This is a genomic window from Pseudomonas sp. P20 (genome assembly GCF_016463925.1).
In the GTDB taxonomy this organism is placed as follows: Bacteria; Pseudomonadota; Gammaproteobacteria; order Pseudomonadales; family Pseudomonadaceae; genus Pseudomonas; species Pseudomonas aeruginosa.
Map to the genome: position 1 here is coordinate 203,093 of NZ_JAEMVM010000010.1, position 18,545 is coordinate 221,637.

At 56.4% G+C, this 18,545-nt stretch carries 12 protein-coding genes and 3 pseudogenes; 11 read left to right on the forward strand and 4 right to left on the reverse strand.

All coding sequences use genetic code 11. From position 1 onward, the window contains the following. The first annotated feature begins 420 nt into the window (after window positions 1-420). Both JHD77_RS15495 and JHD77_RS32370 read left to right on the forward strand, forming a co-directional pair. Window positions 421-1,506: a type IV toxin-antitoxin system AbiEi family antitoxin gene (locus tag JHD77_RS15495; protein ID WP_191519321.1), complete on the forward strand. Its 1,086-nt coding sequence runs from the start codon at window positions 421-423 to the stop codon at window positions 1,504-1,506. Window positions 1,507-1,666: 160 nt separating this feature from the next. After that, window positions 1,667-1,810, forward strand: a pseudogene (locus JHD77_RS32370) (IS5/IS1182 family transposase); the annotation flags it as partial. Window positions 1,811-1,946: 136 nt separating this feature from the next. Here the strand turns inward: JHD77_RS32370 and JHD77_RS15500 are convergent. From JHD77_RS15500 to JHD77_RS15510, 3 genes are all read right to left on the reverse strand, one after another. Then, window positions 1,947-2,813 (reverse strand): GTPase family protein, encoded by an 867-nt coding sequence (locus tag JHD77_RS15500; RefSeq protein WP_191519320.1) that lies wholly within the window; start codon window positions 2,811-2,813, stop codon window positions 1,947-1,949. Between the two features lie 812 nt (window positions 2,814-3,625). After that, window positions 3,626-3,766 (reverse strand): hypothetical protein, encoded by a 141-nt coding sequence (locus JHD77_RS15505; protein WP_191519319.1) that lies wholly within the window; start codon window positions 3,764-3,766, stop codon window positions 3,626-3,628. A gap of 363 nt (window positions 3,767-4,129) precedes the next feature. Next, window positions 4,130-5,236 (reverse strand): ADP-ribosylglycohydrolase family protein, encoded by a 1,107-nt coding sequence (locus JHD77_RS15510; RefSeq protein WP_191519318.1) that lies wholly within the window; start codon window positions 5,234-5,236, stop codon window positions 4,130-4,132. 341 nt (window positions 5,237-5,577) lie between these two features. On the opposite strand from JHD77_RS15510, the gene JHD77_RS15515 reads away from it, so the two are divergent. From JHD77_RS15515 to JHD77_RS15525, 3 genes and pseudogenes are all read left to right on the forward strand, one after another. Then, window positions 5,578-6,450, forward strand: a complete 873-nt coding sequence (locus JHD77_RS15515; protein ID WP_191519317.1) for a helix-turn-helix transcriptional regulator — start codon at window positions 5,578-5,580, stop codon at window positions 6,448-6,450. Between the two features lie 239 nt (window positions 6,451-6,689). After that, window positions 6,690-6,876 (forward strand): annotated as a pseudogene (locus JHD77_RS32375) (transposase domain-containing protein); the annotation flags it as partial. A 129-nt stretch (window positions 6,877-7,005) separates the two neighbouring features. Then, window positions 7,006-7,686: an EcsC family protein gene (locus JHD77_RS15525; RefSeq protein WP_126525753.1), complete on the forward strand. Its 681-nt coding sequence runs from the start codon at window positions 7,006-7,008 to the stop codon at window positions 7,684-7,686. Between the two features lie 105 nt (window positions 7,687-7,791). Here JHD77_RS15525 and JHD77_RS15530 read toward each other — a convergent pair. Continuing rightward, window positions 7,792-8,026: pseudogene (locus JHD77_RS15530) on the reverse strand (IS5/IS1182 family transposase); the annotation flags it as partial. An 86-nt stretch (window positions 8,027-8,112) separates the two neighbouring features. On the opposite strand from JHD77_RS15530, the gene JHD77_RS15535 reads away from it, so the two are divergent. From JHD77_RS15535 to JHD77_RS15560, 6 genes are all read left to right on the forward strand, one after another. Further along, window positions 8,113-8,760, forward strand: coding sequence for a HEPN domain-containing protein (locus tag JHD77_RS15535; RefSeq protein WP_191519316.1), 648 nt, complete (start codon window positions 8,113-8,115; stop codon window positions 8,758-8,760). Window positions 8,761-8,797: 37 nt separating this feature from the next. After that, window positions 8,798-9,445: a peptidase M15 gene (locus JHD77_RS15540; RefSeq protein ID WP_191519315.1), complete on the forward strand. Its 648-nt coding sequence runs from the start codon at window positions 8,798-8,800 to the stop codon at window positions 9,443-9,445. Window positions 9,446-10,417: 972 nt separating this feature from the next. Further along, window positions 10,418-12,763, forward strand: coding sequence for an anti-phage ZorAB system protein ZorA (gene zorA, locus JHD77_RS15545; protein ID WP_191519314.1), 2,346 nt, complete (start codon window positions 10,418-10,420; stop codon window positions 12,761-12,763). After that, window positions 12,763-13,506 carry an OmpA/MotB family protein gene (locus JHD77_RS15550; protein WP_191519313.1) on the forward strand — a complete coding sequence of 248 codons (744 nt, stop codon included), beginning with the start codon at window positions 12,763-12,765 and terminating at the stop codon, window positions 13,504-13,506. The genes zorA and JHD77_RS15550 overlap by 1 nt, the downstream gene beginning before the upstream one ends. Next, complete coding sequence (locus tag JHD77_RS15555) at window positions 13,503-15,491, forward strand: EH signature domain-containing protein (RefSeq protein ID WP_191519312.1); 1,989 nt, start codon at window positions 13,503-13,505, stop codon at window positions 15,489-15,491. The genes JHD77_RS15550 and JHD77_RS15555 overlap by 4 nt, the downstream gene beginning before the upstream one ends. A 9-nt stretch (window positions 15,492-15,500) precedes the next feature. Continuing rightward, window positions 15,501-18,542, forward strand: a complete 3,042-nt coding sequence (locus tag JHD77_RS15560) for a DEAD/DEAH box helicase (protein ID WP_191519311.1) — start codon at window positions 15,501-15,503, stop codon at window positions 18,540-18,542. Window positions 18,543-18,545 lie beyond the last annotated feature (3 nt).

Below are 18,545 nucleotides of genomic sequence, written 5' to 3' on the forward strand. Positions count from 1 at the left end.
TCGTCGGTATCCGAGTGTAGCAAATGTCTTTCATTGATTCCTGCCGGTTTTCTTTGCGGCCGCTTGGGCACTCTTGCCTATCGCTCATGCAGGAATGTGGGGCAGGGCTGTCTCTAGCTACGGCACATCTGACGCCGGGCGCACCCGCGCGCCAATCAGGGGCGCATGGTCACCAACGAGATCTAGGACAGACACTGATGCTGAGTGCCAGGGCGCGGCCGATACGCCGTTGACCTGTGGGTATTGGTCTCGTCTTTGTAAGCTATTTTTCTTTGATTAGCTGTACAGCTAATCATGAGATTTTAGCTAACCTGAATGCTAAATGGGCTAGATTTGCTGGCCGGCTAATCAACCTGGATTACCAAATCAGCGATGGCATATTCCTCGGATAAGCATCAGCAGTCTCACTTTGAGCGAGAGATGCTTGACCTGCTCCGGCAGTCCCTTACAGAGGCTTTCGGCGGTGCACAGGTAGAAGCCAGATCCACGATCATCACCTCTGGTCGGCTCAACGGCCTTCTCGAGATTTACGGGTATGGAGAGCCCATATCTGTTGCCGTTGAGGTCATCCGAACGGCCTATCCCCGGGATGTCCATCGGGTGATTTGGCACCTCGATGAACTAGAGCTGTGCCGGGGAAAGGCTAAGTCAGGACATCTCATAAAGTTGATCGCAGCAGAGCATCTCAGCCCCGGAGCGAAGTCGACACTCAAAGATAAGGGCTACGCCTTCTTCGAACGCAGCGGCAGCCTTTTTCTGCGCACAAAAAAAATGCTCATCAATATCGAGCGACCATCCAAGTCACCATCCCGCGTACGCTCAATTGATTTGTTCACAGAAGCCCGTGAAGGGGCAGTGCATGGACTGCTCAAGAATGCCTTTCAATGGATGGCAGGCGCAGACCTCGCAGAACAATCACAGACGTCTACATACACCTGCTCAGTTGTTTTACAGGAGCTGGAGCGCCGAGAGTGGTGCGAAACTCAAGGCGCAGGTAGAACCAAGCGGCGCAGGCTCGTTCAGCCTGGAAAGCTACTGGATGACTGGGCTGAACATTGGCAACAGAGAAGCATGAGCAGAAGCCGTTGGTACGTTTTCATCGAGAATCCTCACCTGCTGATCGATCGGCTTGCCTGCTTGGTGAAAGAGTCTGGCGTCGATTTTCCTTGGGCCTTTACTGGGGCCGCGGCAGCAAACATCTATGCCCCTTTGCTCACCAGTGTTGATTCAGCTGAAATCATCGTTCCATCTGGGTATGCGGCCATTCTGGGAACGTCCCTTAATATGAAACCTGCTCAAAAGGGCAGCAACGTCACGATCATCGAGCGTGAAGGCACCAGTCTGCAGTTTCGAGAGTTCCATGCCTTGCATCCCGCCTGCTTCGCCAGTCCGTACATCCAGTACCTCGATCTGCTCGATGGGCGTGGGAGAAATAAAGAATTGGCGCTCCATCTCAGAGAGCAACTAGAGCAAAAGTGGGGGCAGTCTAAAACTTCATCCCGCTGAGGGCATCAATCTGCCGTCGCTGAAGCCTGTGAATACATACTCATCTGTGTATTTGGGCTGCTCCGAGACAGCCATGCTGCCTGAAATACTGCCCACCCATCAGTCGCATTCCACTGAACAACATACCGGGTTTACACACCTTGTTCTCGATACTTACCGACGAAGCGTCATTGGGTCATGGCTGACCGGGCGACTGTCTCTGGACTTCAAAGCCATTGCCGATTTCCGGTACGACAACGGCGAAGCCATTCGAGATGTCTGCCGGCAGTTCATCGTACTGTGTCGCCATCCCGAGCTCGGTTCTGGTGTAGGTACTTCGACATTTTCACACAGCCTGGATCGGAAGCATCCATGCGAAGAGTCCATAGCTCAGAGAATTTATGATGCTTATCTACAGTCAGATAGTAAAAACGGGGAGCGTTAGCTCCCCATTGGAAGGCTCAGAGCCATTTTTTGAATAAGCCGCCCACAAATGCTGCTGCAGCGGCGAAAATTTTTGGTGCTGACTCAATCAGCTTATCTACAACCTGATCCTTCACAGTGTCCCACGCATCACCTGCAAAGTCTTTGATGCTATCCCATACGCCTCGTTCGGCCTTTTGACGTGACTCGTTGCTTACGTTGTCCTCTTTTGCCTCCCGAGCGAATGAGAACTTTTTTTCGTTGGGTAGAACCTCTACGATCAGATCAACGAGTTCAATCACGTTGTATTTTTCATTCGGGTTTTCTTCGCCTACAGCAACAGAGATGATATTTTTTGCGGAAATATCGAAGCGACGAGATACGTCGCGCTCTTTAATGGCGATGTTAGATATCTGCTTTTCGCTCGGGACAAAGTTATTCCAATCCCAATCACGGTGAGGGTTGGTTTTATCGACCTGAGTAATTACAAAAACCACTGGCAAGCCTTCGCGCTTCCCAAAAATCTGCTGATACGCTTCGAGGCCCGAGGCGTAGTTGCGGTCGTCTGCTTTGATGGTCCAAAGCACAAGGTCCAGCTCGGGCGCAAGGCTCTCATAAAGAGCTACATATTCCATCTGACGTGCTGGGTCTTCGCCAATGCCCGGCAAATCGATCAGCTCAATGCCGTTATTCCCTGTCCCGATGAAAATGCTCTGCGGCTCACGGGTGCAAGCTTCAACGTCGCTGATCTTTGCAACGTTCTTCCCGAAGAGCGCATTGCACAGACTTGATTTACCTACACCGGAATTTCCGAAAATACCAACTTTCGGCGTGTAGTTACGGGTCTGTTCGATTTTGTCGAGGATGGCTTGAAGCGACGGATTTTTCGGACCTTCGATATGCATTGTAAATCCCTATATGGAGTGTCTAACCAAGACTGTTTCGACTGCAGTGGTGGAATCTTTAATAAGGAGAGGCTGCTCGATTTTTTCTCAGTGGCAGCAATTGCCGCGGGCAGAGCGAGCTTTGTCGACTTTCACTCAGTGCTGAATGGGTTTGTACTTTTTTGAAGTAAAATATTCTTTATTTCTTGCTCGTGGCTGAATTGATTCTCTCTCTTCTGCTTGTGACTCCAGCATCGCCAGGATTTTAGAGTCAGGGCTATTTGTAGTGAAAGCTATGTAGTTAGATTTGAGCTTTCCACTCAGGAAGCTTATTCTACCGACTGCAGAAAAATTTGCGGCAGTCGCAGTCAAGACCAACCACGTGCCGGTGCGCTTCCTGATGTCTCCACGTCGCACATGGTAGGAAGCGCCCAAGACGCGGCGGGGCACCAGCTTGAGTAGTGCTCTCTGATGGCGAGTGGGCAATGTCGTCGTCCTTGGCGAGCTGGAAATGCGCTGTAGATAGAATGGCAGTAGTTGCTAACGGATGGCAACTCGCTATTAGTCAGATAGAGCGGGTAGGCCGGCCTGTGAGTTCTCCTTGCCATCAATACACGAAGCAGGGGGGCTCTTCTATGGATACCAGCCCTGCTTGCTATGCCTAGAAAGACTCACCTTGGCATTAGCAGAGGAGTGACGGCCGTGTGAATCGCCTGAGTGGGGGCCCTCGGTATCCTGCAGCATGACTATTAGCCGTTTATGTTGGCAGCGAATTTACTTGCTTGATTGTCACCATAAACGCCCTGGCTCAGTGGGGTATTAGGCCGCGAGCGCTACTCTGGCTGGCGTTCCCGATTCGCTGCCCGCTCCTCCCGCTCCTCCCGCTCGTGCTTCATCTCTCTGTACTCGCGATACAGCTCGTAGCCTTTCTTGGCGACAACAATGAAGCCGATAACCGCAAAAATATTTTTCATGTGCCTGTGCTCCGCGTTCAGAAATTTTTAACGTCGATCAAGCCGAAGCAAATGTTCGAGCCGAGCCTTCATCACATCGATCGTGGTTGCCCTGCGCTGCGTCACTGGTTCGTGACCGCATTTCGGACATTGGATGTAGTAATCGAGTCCAATCGCGAACACATCGCTTTTCGGTAGGGTCGTTCTTTGCCACGAACAATGTGGACAGATAAAAGTGAGCGGCGGCGGTGGTATAGGCATAGGGGCACCTTCAATCCTTGTTGTTCATCAAGCTAGGCGCGCCACGCGATAGCGTTTGTCGCTGGCGCTAGGTTTATTGCGTGTCATCCTGGCGAGCGATCGGGCAAATTGGCGACACCCAAATCACCATCCCGGATATCGTCGACATATCTGCTCGGCGTGGATGCGATCCTCACCGTACTCACCGTACTCACCGTACTCACCGTACTCACCGTACTCACCGTACTCACCGCCATAAACGCGCGGCACCTCATCGATATCGACGGCGACCTGTTCGATCACCTCGCGCAACTCCAGCGATGCGAGCCAACGCTCGGGAATGCTGGCGTGGCCGAGTTGGATGCCGAGCAGATGTCCGGCGATCATTCCCGTGCTGTCGCTGTCACCACTGTGATTGACGGCCCAGGTCACGCCCTGCTCGAAGCCGTCGGCCATCAAGGCACACCACAGTCCGATGGCTAGTGCTTCCTCGGCTGTCCATCCGCCGCCTAGCAATGCAATGACCTTGGGGGTTGGCCGGATTCCCTTCTGATAAAGCCCCAACACCAGTTCGATGAACTCGCGTGTCTCGCTCATGCCTTCGCGATGTCCGTACAGCCGGAGGCTTTCCTGGATCGCCTCCTCCAGCGAGCAGGAGGGCACCAGGAGGCGAGCGAGAATGTCAGCAAACATGCCGGCTGCCAGATACCCGGTCGGGTGCCCGTGGGTGAGATGAGCAGACTCAGCCGCCAGCTCGAAGGGTTCAGGGAAGAAGGCATGGGGCGCTACCCTCATGACACCACCACAGCCCTTGCTGTCGTTACGTGCTTGCTCACCGAATGACTTGCATGCACGCAGTGCCGATAGACACGTCATACCGGGGGCTCGATGAGACCAGAGCGCCCGCTCCTGAATCAACCATCCGTCTTTCGCCACCTCGGTGGCTGGTTCTCCGCCCTGAGTGAGGTACCAGCGCAATAGCGCGTGGTGGATCACCGATGGCGGATGGCAGAGACCACGCGATGCCTGTCTGACATGGGCGCGCAACAGTCCTTCTGCCGTGAACAGCATCATCTGTGTGTCATCGGTAATCGCTCCTGTGATGCCATAGGCCTGACCGAAATCCCGGATGCCTGACGAGCCAAACTTCCGCTCAATGGTCGCCCAATCGAGAAACTCCACCGGAGCCCCCAAGGCATCTCCGACGGCTCCACCCAGCAGGCAGCCCTTGATCCTGTCCAGACGATTCATATTCCGCTCCTTAGATCTCTTCAGCCGCGCCGAAAAAGTTCCAGCTGGCGCGGCAACTGCTGGGTGTAGGCGCGTTAGGCACTGTCGCACCGAGCACTGCTTCGAGCTGTGCTTTAAGTTCCTGACGGAGCTGCGTTGGCTGTGCAAGTTTCCACGCGCCCCACGCCGACTTCTCCACCAAGGCAACCGGTATCAGCGCAATCCAGATACCTGCACTCAGTCCCATTTGTGTCAGCTCGCTGCTGAATCTGTTGAATGATGGAGTCAGGTTATGTAGCTTTGAGCGACATATCTATGGTGTTTACCTGTACAGGTAAAGTTTTCGAGCAGGGGAGGGCTCAATGAAACGGAAGCAGTCGATCGAATCTGTCCGCTGGGATCTGGCGCTGCGTTATTGCCTGATCGAAACCGTGGCCTGGTGGGAAGGCCGGCTAACCACGGGGCATCTGATGCAGAGCTTCGGCATCAGTCGGCAGCAGGCATCGAAGGACATCAACACCTACATCGCCGAGCATGCGCCTAAAAACCTGACATATGACAAGCACCTGAAGGGCTATGTCCCCAGTCTGAAGTTCTCACCAAAGTTCATCGATAACAGTGCCAGTGCCTACCTGCATCTGTTGAGCCAGAACAAGGAGCGGGCACCACACATCGAGGGGCTGGCCCTAGCTTATGCGCATACCGAAGTGCTGAAGGTGCCGGATCGTTCCGTGCAGCCGGAGGTGTTGCGCCCCTTGGTAAGGGCTTGCCGTGAAGGGCTGCGTCTGGAATGCGAGTATGTCTCGCTAGCCAATCCAGTACCGGAGGCACGACTCATCGCCCCCCACACACTCATCTACACCGGCATGCGCTGGCATGTCCGAGCCTTCTGCGAGAAGAACCGAGACTACCGCGACTTTGTCCTCAGCCGTTTCCGTGGTGAGCCGGATGTACTGGATGTCTCCGAACACGGACGAGAAGAGGACACAGGTTGGTCCTCTGAAGTGACTGTGATCATTGAGCCCGACCCACGCCTGAAACCGGAGCAGAAGGCTATCGTCGCGCAGGACTACGGCATGCAGCAGGAGCAACTGCTAATCCCCAGCCGCGGTGCCCTGGTGCAATACGTGCTGCAGCGCTATCAGATTGACCCGAACAAGATCCAGGCTAAGGCCGCTGCACAGCAGATCGTGGTAGCGAACCTGGAAGAGCTCCGACAGTGGATTTATCAGTGACGGGGTGAAGCAGTGGTGCGGAGCGGTTCGTTGAGTAGTACCTAGATAATCGGTCCGCCACTTCACTCCGCAGTAGCCACGTTTATGCCTGGTGACGCTACAGCTCATCGTTGCAGTTCCAGCGTTTGAGCAGGGCTGCTATCGTTGTGCCATTGTCACAGGGAGGTAGTGCATGCAGTACCAAGACTTGAAGAATCACCATTGTCAGGAGGGAGACCAGCAGAACCCCAATTTCAGGACAGGCCTCACCGATCCTTGACGCGCTGCATGTCTGGATGCTGGCCCAGCGTAATTGGGTGCCCAACGGCTCAGCCACGGCGAAAGCCCCGGATTACAGCCTTAGCTTGATCGATCGCGTCGGCGAAAGTGAATGGGCATGATCCGTATGCCTATCTCAAGGATGTGCTGACACGACTACTGACGTAGAAGGCCTGTGCTTTGGCTGAGCTACTGCCGCACAACTGGTTATCCGCCGGCAAGGTGAAAGGCCCGTTCGCTTAGAGCGCTCAGCCTCAAGTAGGCAACTGATAAACAAACCATTGAACGGAATTTGGTATGAGCACAGAAAAAGACGAAAGCAGCTCTTCATTGATGAAGATGGTAGAGGCCATCGCCATTAGTCCACAGGACGCTCGCGAATTGGTTGCTCAATACGAAAGTCAGGCTCGTAGCTCGTCGCCCTCCGCAACGGACGAAAAGATTCAGGACGCCGTTGTCGACAAAATCATCAGCCGTTATTCAAAGTTGGCCGCGACGTCTGGTGCAGCCACGGCTCTTCCGGGGGTCATTCCTGGTGTAGGTACCGCGGTGAGTGCTGTGGGAGGGGGGCTGGCGGATATCTCGGTATGTATGAAGCTGCAGATCGACATGACCATGTGCCTTGCGGTAGCCATTAACGGCAAGATGTCCAACGAAGATGCCAAGCACATGTCGTACATCATTGCGCTGTACGGCTCCTTGGAGCAGATGGGCTCTTCTGGCGCCACCAGAATAGCCAGCAAGGCCGGTGTGCGTATGGTGCACCAGTATTTGAAGGGCCCGACGCTTCAGGTCATTAAGGAGTTGTTCGCGAAGATTGGCATTTCGTTCACTCAGAAGGCCGTAGCGAAAGTGATCCCGTTAGGGATCGGAGTCATCATCGGCGGAACGGCGAATTACGCGCTCACCACCTACGTCGGAAAAACCGCACGCGACACTTTCCGCCTGAGTTTGAAAGAAGAGGAGATAGCGGAGTAGCTGCCAACGATAACAGGGCCGCGCAGGCGGCCTATCGAGTTAACGTAGCTTCACAACACGGCCGCTTTTGGCGAGGCAGCTCGCCACGGTTGTCACAGGCTGCATCTGATACTTCGCCCTCACTTGAGCCTGGGCTTTCTCGATCTTGCGGACTGCTTTGTACAAGGTACTGCGCTTGCCGTGCTTCTTGTAAGTGCTGTGCGATCTGCCTGATGACCTGGAGCCCCGCATGTTCTTCGCGCTTCTCGGCCTCGGTATATCTTGCATCGGCGCACACTACCTTCTCTGCGCCATGCAGCAGTTTGGTGACATCCGCGGCATTCGCTGCCGTGACTATCATGCCTGGTGGCGCTATAGCACGTCGTCGCGGTTCCAGCGCTTGAGCAGGGCTGCTATCGTTGTGCCATTGCCACAAGGAGTCGTTGCATGCAGTACCAAGCCTTGAAGGAGCGTCATCGCCTGGAGCGAGACCAACAGCACCCCAACCTCAGCCTGCGTATTCACCGTGCCCTCAGTTGGCTGAACCGCGCCGAGCAGGCCGATGATGCCGATGGCCGTTTCATCTTCCTGTGGATTGCTTTTAACGCTGCCTATGCCACGGATATCGACGAACAACGTCGACTCTCCGAGCAGGAAACCTTCAAAGCCTTTCTGGAAAAGCTCTGTTCGCTCGACGTTTCGCGCAGCATCGAGAGGCTTGTCTGGTCTGAGTTCTCCGGAAGCATCCGTGTCTTGCTGGATAACCCCTTTGTCTTCCAAAGCTTCTGGGACCATCAAAACGGCAAGATCAGCGAGGCAGAGTGGAAAGAGCGCTTCAGTAACGGTAAGCGTTCTGCTCAGCAAGCGCTTGCCAGTCGCAACACGCCAGCGGTGTTGGGGGTACTGTTTAATCGCATCTATACCCTGCGCAACCAACTCATCCACGGCGGCGCCACGTGGAACGGTAGCGTCAACCGCGATCAACTGCGTGATTGCTGCAGCCTGCTAGGTAAGCTGGTCCCCCTGATCATCCAACTGATGCTGGACAACCCGGATACTCTTTGGGGTGATGCCTGTTATCCGGTGGTGGACTGATCTTTTATTCCAGCGGATTTGCCGAGAGGAGTGCCCAATGAACAAGCCCACCACCGTCAAGACTTTGGAAGATTTAGGGCGTGTAAAGTTGTCCACCCACTTTTACATGCGCGACTTCCTCTATTCGGAAATCAGCCAGATAGAAGGCATCCCCAATATTCCAGACTTTCCGAATCGCGCCATCGAGGCGGGAAAACAGCTCTGTGAACAATTGCTGGAGCCCTTGCAAGACCGTTTCGGCCGGATCGTTATTCGCTCGGCCTACCGTTCGCCAGCGGTGAATGCCAAGGGAGCCGAGAACAACAACCAGTACAGCTGCGCCGCCAACGAGAAGAACTACGCCTCGCACATCTGGGATTACCCTGATGCAGAAGGTTACCTCGGCGCCACGGCCTGCATCGTAGTGCCGGCATTGCTGCCCTGGTATGACCAGACCGATGACTGGACCCCGTTGGCATGGTGGATTCACGACAACCTGCCCTATGCCAGCCAGTTCTGGTTCCCCAAGCTCGCTGCCTTCAACCTGCGCTGGAGCGCCAATCCGGACGCTTTGCCGAACATCAGCACTTACGTCAGCAATCCGCACACAGGTGACAAGAAGGCGTTAGTCAAGAATGGAGTGGCTGCATTGGGGGCAGAAGAGCGCAAGCGCATCGTTGATCCCTGGTTGGCCAGTATCGACTGAGCCTGTACCTAAGCTTGACACGTGTTAGGGCCTAGGGCTCGTACGACGGGCGTTTCCGCCGTTCATTGCAAGTAACCTGCTCGAAAACTTGACCTGTATGAACGCCCATTATTGGTGTGTCCATTAGAGCGACATATCCTCTCAGGTGTGATTCGACATCGGGCGACGCATATGTCGGTGAAGACTTGTCGGGGGGGCTTTGCCCGGGGTCATCACCCAGACCCGCCTGAAAAGTTGACCTGTATGAGCGCCCAATATTGGTGTGTCCAATAAGGCGACATATCTTGCAGATGTGCCCGCCGGATATGGGCAAGAGTGGAGCCCGCCGGTCATGGATGACCAGCCTGACGGGCCGCGGACCGACATCGGCAGAGGAGCAGGGCAATGGAACTCAGCGCACATGCCGTGCAGCGTTGCAGTCAGCTACGTGGTAGTAAAGGACGACCAGGTCATCACTGTGGGGCATCGCCAAGCAGTGTTTTGCGCCAACAAGCCAGGGAGCCGCCATTACAGGCGAGTTGATTGGCGACATCGCGAGTCACGAGTCGCTTGAGTTTTTGATCGGCAAACAATCATTTGCACAAAAAGTTCCATCTCAATGGTTTCCGATCTTTACCCATGAAAAGCTGGTGGATATTGTGATCGCAGTCTAATCATGGCAGGCCGCAGTACCTCAGGGATGGCCCCTCATCAGCGTTTCCGAGCGATCCGAGACGCGTGTCCATTCCTTGCTGCTGTCTAGCCATAGCCCGAATCGCCCGCATGGGCTGGCATGGCTTTTCATGCTGCTTAGGAATTGAACATGGACAAGAAGTCGCTCTCGGAACGAGACACCTGCAGCAAATTCATCTCGCCAGCCATCGCCAAAAAACTGCCTGCCCCGCGCCTGCCAACTCAATCAACAGCTGGCCAGCGTGCTCGTCGAGCAGGCCGTGGCTTAAACCTTTGCGCTGATCCCATCGGACCTACGTCATGGAATTTCTGAATCACTTGTTGCCCAACTTTTCCTTGCTGAAGGGGGGCAGTACCGAAGCCCTGGGTGTCGTGTTCTGGCTGATCATGGCAGCCCTTTTCACCTACTCGGTAATCTCGTTGATAGTCAGCGGGCGGAGCTTCAAGGCGCGCATGCGAGCGCTGAACAGCCTGATCGCCGGGCAGAGCCGTGAAAACTTGGCGGTGAATCGTCGAGAGACATTGCAGAAAGCACTCGGGCTCAAGGTCAAACTAATCGGTGCGCTATGGCATGAGTTCGACGACAGCTTGGTCAGCTCCAGTGATCACAAGAAGCTGTTCAATACCCTAGATGCCGAGCATTTTTTCAACGCGCGAACGCTTGCGCCTGGCCTGAGCGGAAGCCGCTTCTTCGGTTCTCTGCCTGGTTTGCTGGTAGGCCTGGGCGTGCTGGCGACGTTCGTGGGCCTGACCATAGGCCTGCAGAATTTGAAGCTGGAGAGTAGCGCGGGTGTCGATCAGTTGCGGGCAGGCATCTCCGTGATGATCCAGGGTGCAGCAGTTGCTTTCATGGCGTCGGTATGGGGTGTGGGATTCAGCCTGCTACTGAACCTGATCGAGAAGATCACCGAGCGCTGGGCGTTAGGGCGCATACAGGATCTGCAGCACCGGATCGATGCGCTGTATCCGCTGATCCCCGCCGAGCAGTCGCTGGTGCACATCGCCGACTACAGTCGCGAGAGCAAAGTGGCCCTGCAGGAGTTGCACGAACGTATCGGCGAGCGCCTGCAGGAAAGTCTCGTGGGCATGAACGAGGCGATGCAGACAGCACTCACCGATGCGTTGAACAACATCATGGCACCTGCCATTCAGACGCTTGTCAGCACCGCCGGTCAGCAATCCACCCAGGTGCTGGAACAACTGGTGAGCAACTTCACGCAGGGCCTGACCTCGGCAGGGCGCGAGCAAGGCAATCTGATGCAACAGGCCGCCGCAGATGTGAACGCCGCCGTGGGCGGCATGACGGAGCGGCTTAATCAGCTGTTCCATACCCTGAGTGATCAACAGGGGCGTCAACAGGAGGCTGCCCGCCAGCAGAGCGGCGAGTTTCAGGCCCAGATGGAGCGACTTTCTACTTCGTCAGATCAGCGTCAGCAGCAGCTGGAGACGCGATTCGGCGAGCTAATGAGCGGATTGACTGGCCAACTGGATACACAGCTTAGCTCCGCACAAAGACGGGATGAGGAGCGCCAGGCGATGTTCGAGCGCACGCTGGCCGAGGCTGGCGCGAGTCAGTCCGCGATGCTGGAGAAGTTCGCCAGTGCCAGCCGTGAGCAGCTGCAGGCCATGGCGGAGGCCGGCAATGAACGACACGGCAATCTGGAGAAAGTGTTCTCCCGATTGATGATGACGCTGAACTCCCAGCTGGATTCGCAGATGGGGGCGGCAGAAACGCGGGAGCAAGAACGCGCCCAGCGCCACGAGCAACAACAGGCCGCCGCGCTGGCCCAGCAGCAGCAATTGATCGGCAGCCTTGGGCAGGCCAGCCAGCAGCAGATTGGTGCCATCGCCGAAGCTGCCGCCGCGCAGCAGAGGGCCTTGGAGGAGTCGGTCGGCAAGTTGCTGGGCAGCTTCAATGAGCAGATGGCGGGTCATGGTCAGCAAGCGGAGCAGCGCGAGCAGTCGCGGCAACAACGCTTCAATGAGCAACTGGAGAACATGGCCGCGCAGCAGCAGGTGCTTCTGGAAGGCATTGCCACGGCTGTGCAGACGACTCAGCAACAGAGCCGGCAGATGGCTGAGCAGCATCAGCAACTGATGGGCCGCCTGCAGCAAGCCAGCGACGCGGCCGCCGCCAGCAGCCGACATATGGACAGCAGCGCCAACCAACTCGGCCTGCTCTCGACCAACGTTCGCCAGGCGGCCGAATTGCTCGGTCAGCGTCTGGAGAGCGTGACGCAGCGCATCGAGTCCGCAGGTGAGCAGAATGCTCAGCTGGCTAGCCAATTGCACAGCCAGGCCTCTGCCTTGGCGCAACTTCAAGGTGCTCTGTTGGATGGCGCACAGCGCTTCGAACAGGCCGCCAGTGAGGCACGCAACGGGTTTGGCGAGATGAGGAGTCACCAGCAGGAGTTCCTCGCAGGCGTGCGTAGCGAGTTCACCGCCCTGGGTGAGGCCCTGCGTAGCCAAGTGCAAGGCGTCGAGCAGCAAGCCGAGCAGTGGCTGCGTACCTACTCTAGTGAGGTGCGCGATCAAGTGCATGAGCGCATGGACCAGTGGAACAAAGAGACCATGAGCTTCGCCAACCAGATGCATGCGGCAGTGCAGGCAATCAGCAATGTGGTCGATGAACTGGAGGCCCGTTGATGCGCTGGCGTAAATCCCATGACGCTCCGATGGAGGATGAGGATCCGTACTGGAAGTCCTTCGTGGACATCATGTCGGCGCTGCTGGTGCTCTTTATCCTCGCTTCGGTTGTCCTGATTCTTCAGTTGATGGAGAAGAGTGCGGACTTCGATCAGCAGGTTGAGCAACTGAAAAAGGCAGAAACGGTACGGCAACAGATTCTCGATGAGGCAGTCGAGAAGTTGCGGCAGCGTGGCATCAAGGTGGAGGTCAGCGAAAATCATACGGTGCTGCGCATTCCCAACGAGTTACTTGGCTTTGATACCGGCGCTTTCGAGATCCAGCCGCGTTACCAGCAGACAGCACTGGAGATCGGTGAGGTCATCAACCAGGTGATCAGCCGGGACGACCGAGTCAACTACCTCGATACCATCTTTATCGAAGGCCATACGGACAACCGCCCGTTTCCTGGCTTTATGGGGAAGGGCAACTGGGGGCTTTCGACATTTCGCGCTATCTCGCTCTGGCAGTTCTGGAGCAATGAGATGCCCGAGGCAGAGCGCCTAAACCGATTGAGTAACCAGGATGGCGAACCGCTGTTCTCTGTCAGCGGCTATGCCGAGACTCGCCCCGTGAGCAAACAGCAGGACGGTGAAGAAGACTATCGGCTGAATCGTCGCATCGACATCCGATTCACTATCCGTCGGCCACAGAGCGCTGACTATGAGGCGGTGAAGACCTTGCTTGGGAATTCCGGCCAATGAATCTGCCGCCAATCGATAACCGCCCTGGTGATTGGTCGCCTGCGGTCATCGAGGGTTGGGTGCGACTGGTGGAAAAGGCCAACCGCATGAAGGCCAAGGTGGGTGGTAGTGATGCGTTCGAACGAATGCTCGCGCGATTTCGCGACATGGCCAGCAGCGGGCGTTTCGACGGGCTCAAGGAGTTGCTTGGGCGCCGGCTTGGCGCGAGGGCGCTGACTTGGCTGTGGCTGCATGACGAGGTTATCGGCTCCCGGCTGTTCAATGAGCGAATGCTCGATGCGCTGATCGAACACCAGCAGCCGCGCCTTAGCCGACTGACGATGATCCAGCTGATTCAACTGTACTTCCGCCATTTCGATCGCCTGGACGAGCGCGACAAACAGGTGGAGAGCAGCTTACGTGGTCGACTGGAACTGCATCTGTTGGACCAGCTCCAGCGTTTGCCGGCGCGACGCCAGGCACTCGGCACCGACCCGCTCGCAGCCCTGAACCGGGAAGGGGAGTGGCTACTGACGCTGGATGGCCCTCTGATCCTGGCGAAGACAGTGCGTGAGCAGGGTAGTGAACTGGCCAAGACCTTCGAAGCCTTTGGTTTGAGTGGGTTCGATGTTGGGCGCTATGGCGATATTTGTCGCGCTCACTTCTATCTCGAAGTGCTACGCCAACTGCAGCCCGGGGAATGGGATGAGGTGCTCGACGAACTGCTCAAGCCCTCGGTGAGCAAGGCTCCCTATGAGGGCGATAAGCGCATCGGTCATGTCGCACTGGAGATCATGATCGACCGCGCAGGGGACGAACCCGGCAATGTCTGGCAAGACTTCATTCTCAGTCTGGCTGGCGATCCGCGCATCGCCAGCTCAGCGCAGAACTTCCGCGAATGGTGGAAGCCGCTGGGCGAGGAGCGCATCAGCAAGGTGCGTGGCTGGCTGTCCAAGGAAGATTTGCGGTTGTTCCTACAGGCGGTTGAACAGTACGGCATTGAGTCTCGAAATGACGATCTCCAGCGCATGTTCCCTGCGCGCAAGCGGTTCCTGGAGGGCTTGTTCAAACTGAAGCTGATCCGCAATACCCGACTGTTGCTGGGGGCGCGGGCCAAGCATTCGGTGAAGCGCATTCTCGGTACGGAGGTGAAGACCAGCTTCGCCAGCATGGACGGACAGATGAGCGACAAGGCCGTCATCTACCTCGATTGCGGCGACTTTCACCTGGTGGAGGGCTCCCACAGCTTCAAAATCTGGGTTTATCTGGCGGCGCCGGGCGAGTCGCTGCGCACCTATGAGCGCAACAACTTCAGTCACTTCGACCTGATCAACACGATTCCGGCGACTTACGAGAAGCTGTATCCGGGGCTGCCTTACGATGCTTTTGTGCATACGCCGTACACCTGGCAGAACAAAGTATTCGCCTTCCTGGCTGATAACGGCATTGAGGTGGATGTCGAGCAACTGCTGAGCCGGGAGGACTATCAGTTACAGTTGCGCAGGTTCGGTATTCCTGTGGTCAAGGCCAAGCGCACAGTGGTGCCTTCCCCAGTGAGTCCGAGGGCTGTGCAGACTGCCTTCTCCAGTTCGACTGTTGCGCGTGGAGATCGGGACTCAAGAGCACCACGATCTGTCCCAGCTGAACCTGTATCGGAAAGAGCTGAATCGGTCGATAGTCCGGTTGGCGACAAGGTTTTGGCTGCCTCCACAGCAACGCCTGCGACGATTAATCAGTCGCCACGGAATGAGGCTTCGACCGTTAGTGACGGTATCAAGCGAATTGCCAGTCTCAAGCCTTCCGCTCTGAAGGTCCTGCGCTACTTTGCCGATAACCCGGGCGATAAGGTTCGCTATGCCGCAAACGTTCTGGAGGTCGAGGCACGGGAAATCAATCAGATCCTCTATGGGCCTCTCAAAGGGATGTGTGTCCAGGATTCAAACTTCGGATGGCACCTGACGAAGACTGCACAAAAAGACCTTGAGGTCTACGACCAACAACAGTGAGTCGCTCTCATGCTCCTCCTACTGGATTTTCTCAAGTCATTCATCGGCGAGCGCGACGTAGCCCTCAGTGCTCTCGATGGTTTCCTGGCTACACCAGACTCCAACGGGGTGAACTTCTACTTGCCCGTGCAAAGCTTCAAGGCGTTGCATGAGGGGAAGGGCAACGCCCTGCAGAAGATCCAGCTGATCGCATTGAACATGCTGGCTGAGCAGGGGATCGCGGAGCCGACCGCCAATGGCTTTCATATCGGTGCTGAAGACGTCGCCGGTATGGATCTCGAGCAGGCCGAAATTCTGCGGTTGCCCAGACGCTTCCCTGGCCGCTTTCTGACTTCCATCAGCGGGCGCACTGGCAACAGCAGCTTTCGGGTAGGTATCACTGCCGAGATGTCGGAGGGAGTGGCGGCGTTCAACCGCAAGGGCCCTTATCTCTATCTCACCAGTACCGAGTGCTATTGGCTCACGCCGGCCGAGTTGATGGGGATGATGGCCTGGGAACGGCATGAGTCAATGGCGCCAAAGCTGCGTGGTGAGGCCGCTAATCTTAGACTGATGGCAGAGCTTCAGACTGCGGCGCGCAGCGGCATGCGAATCGATCTGAGCCATTTTGAACGGTTGGATGTGGTGGTGCCGGACAAAGTAGGCGTGACGGCTACGCGTTTACCTGATGGCAGTCTGATGCTTTGCCCCAGCTTGGGTGATGGCTCCACGCCTGATCAACTGGAAAAGCGCTGGGCGCAGCTGGAGCTGAATGGCGACGGTGGCGTCATGCGAATCGACAACAGGGTAGTCCTGTTGGATCAGGCCAGAATGGCGGGAATTCGCGAGGTGCTGGGCAACAAACGTATCCCTGCGGAGCGTGTGGCCGAGTTCATTGCCTCGCCAAGTGCTTTCCTGGACGCTGCGCTGGTCAATCTCGATGTGGGCTTTTCCGTGCGGGTGGCAGGCATCGGTAAGTTGCAGCACATGGACTTTGGCAGCCTGGATGCCAACAAGAACGACTGGTTCGCCCTGGATAAGCGACCGGCACCGCCGGAGATCATCAGCAAGCTGATCCAGTCCCCGGAGGAGCTGCAGCGCTTTGAGGAAGTGCTGCGGGCCGCCAAAGAACACGGGGCCTCGAGTCTAAGTTTCGCAGGGGAGGTCATCGATATTGCGGATGCCTCACACGTAGATCAGCAACTCAACCAGGTGCGTAAAAACCTGGAGAATTCGGCGGCGGTTGAGCCAGGTACGCCGGACGAAACAGGTTTCGAAGAGCCCAAGGAGAAGGTCGGCGTCATCCTGAAGGATGCTGACGAGATCAACGTGGCCTTGTTGCAGAAGGCGAACCGGGCGGCATTGCCTCAGGCACCTGACTGGGCCGCCTATGCCAGGCAGCCATTTCCGCACCAGCGGGAGGGGATCGAGTGGATGCTCAAGTTGCTGAGGGTGGCCTTGCAGGATGATCATGGTGACCTCTATCGCTTGCAAGGGAGTCTTCTGGCCGATGACATGGGATTGGGCAAGACCTACATGTCGCTGGTCACCGTAGGCGAGTACCTAGCAGGACAGCGCTCGGCAGACAAACCTCAGAAGCCGATACTGGTTGTCGCACCGCTCAGTTTGCTTGAGAACTGGGAGGACGAAGTGGGCAAGACCTTCAATAGCATTCCATTCCGTGATGTCGTGGTGCTGCAATCGGGGCGTGATCTGGGCCGCTTCCGGGTTCAAGGCGCCGAGCGTGAATCGGTACAGCTGACTTCGCTTGCCGATGAAAACGGCATGATGGATGAGCAGAGCATCCGCTATGCACTGACTATCGGGCCTGAAGCGGGTGTCCATCGTCTCGATATGGATCGACGTCTGGTTCTGACCACTTACCAGACCTTGCGCGACTACCAGTTTTCTCTGTGCCGAATCGACTGGGGGATGGTGATCTTTGATGAGGCACAGAACATCAAAAACCCCAACGCGCTCCAGACGCGAGCAGCCAAAGGCCTCAAGGCTGACTTCAAATTGTTGGCCACGGGTACGCCGGTGGAAAACAGTCTGGGTGACTTCTGGTGCCTGATGGATACTGCTCAGCCGGGGCTGCTGGGCAGTTGGGAGACGTATCGGGATACCTGGATCAAGCCCATTCTTGCGGCTGAGGAGCATGAGCGCGATGAGGTTCGTTCGCGCCTGGGCGAGCAGCTCCGCAAGGCGGTGGGTACTTTCATGCTGCGCCGCGTGAAAGAAGATCAGCTTAAGGGTTTGCCGAGCAAGACCATCCGCAGTGGTGTGGAGCAGGTGAATCGAGGGCTTCAGCACTTTGCTCCAGAGCTGGGTACCGCTATGCGGGGCCTGCAATTGCAGACCTACGACGAGGTACTCAACGATTATCGTGCCCGTCGTGCCAGTGCCGAAGACATGCGCGGAACGGCTTTGGCCGCTTTGACGCAATTGCGCTCGATCTCTCTACACCCCCGTCTCGATGATGAGGCATCGCTCTATAGCAGAGATGCTCAGCATGCCCGTCAGTTGATGATGGAGTCAGGAAAGCTGGCTGTGATGTTGGGTCAGTTGGATACGATTCGTGGCAAGGGCGAGAAGGTCATCCTGTTCATGATGACCAAACGCCTGCAGCGTGTTCTGAAGCTGTGGCTCGATCAGATCTATGGCTTGGATGTGGCCATCATCAACGGTGACACCAAGGCTGTGGCCACTAAGGCCGAAGATATGACTCGTAAAAAGCTGATTGCGGCTTTTGAGGCACGATCAGGCTTCAATCTGCTGATCATGTCGCCAGTGGCCGCTGGGGTCGGGTTGACCGTTGTGGGCGCCAACCATGTGGTGCATCTGGAGCGCCATTGGAATCCGGCTAAAGAGGCGCAGGCCTCTGACCGGGTCTATCGGATCGGGCAGCAGAAGGATGTATTCATTCACCTGCCCGCAGTTACGCACCCGCAGTTCGATTCGTTTGATGTGCACCTTGATCGCCTGTTACGGGGCAAGTTGATGCTCAAGGATGCTGTGGTGACACCTGAAGCGGTCAGCGAAAGCGAGATGATTCATTCCATGGGGCTTTGACTG

Bases quoted from the DNA above. Each gene is read 5' to 3' on its own strand.
- JHD77_RS15540 (WP_191519315.1), top strand. From the start codon at position 8,798: ATGAACAAGCCCACCACCGTCAAGACTTTGGAAGATTTAGGGCGTGTA.
- JHD77_RS15550 (WP_191519313.1), top strand. From the start codon at position 12,763: ATGCGCTGGCGTAAATCCCATGACGCTCCGATGGAGGATGAGGATCCG.
- JHD77_RS15525 (WP_126525753.1), top strand. From the start codon at position 7,006: ATGAGCACAGAAAAAGACGAAAGCAGCTCTTCATTGATGAAGATGGTA.
- JHD77_RS15500 (WP_191519320.1), bottom strand. From the start codon at position 2,813: ATGCATATCGAAGGTCCGAAAAATCCGTCGCTTCAAGCCATCCTCGAC.
- JHD77_RS15555 (WP_191519312.1), top strand. From the start codon at position 13,503: ATGAATCTGCCGCCAATCGATAACCGCCCTGGTGATTGGTCGCCTGCG.
- JHD77_RS15515 (WP_191519317.1), top strand. From the start codon at position 5,578: ATGAAACGGAAGCAGTCGATCGAATCTGTCCGCTGGGATCTGGCGCTG.
- JHD77_RS15560 (WP_191519311.1), top strand. From the start codon at position 15,501: ATGCTCCTCCTACTGGATTTTCTCAAGTCATTCATCGGCGAGCGCGAC.
- JHD77_RS15495 (WP_191519321.1), top strand. From the start codon at position 421: ATGCTTGACCTGCTCCGGCAGTCCCTTACAGAGGCTTTCGGCGGTGCA.
- JHD77_RS15510 (WP_191519318.1), bottom strand. From the start codon at position 5,236: ATGAATCGTCTGGACAGGATCAAGGGCTGCCTGCTGGGTGGAGCCGTC.
- JHD77_RS15535 (WP_191519316.1), top strand. From the start codon at position 8,113: ATGCAGTACCAAGCCTTGAAGGAGCGTCATCGCCTGGAGCGAGACCAA.
- zorA (WP_191519314.1), top strand. From the start codon at position 10,418: ATGGAATTTCTGAATCACTTGTTGCCCAACTTTTCCTTGCTGAAGGGG.
- JHD77_RS15505 (WP_191519319.1), bottom strand. From the start codon at position 3,766: ATGAAAAATATTTTTGCGGTTATCGGCTTCATTGTTGTCGCCAAGAAA.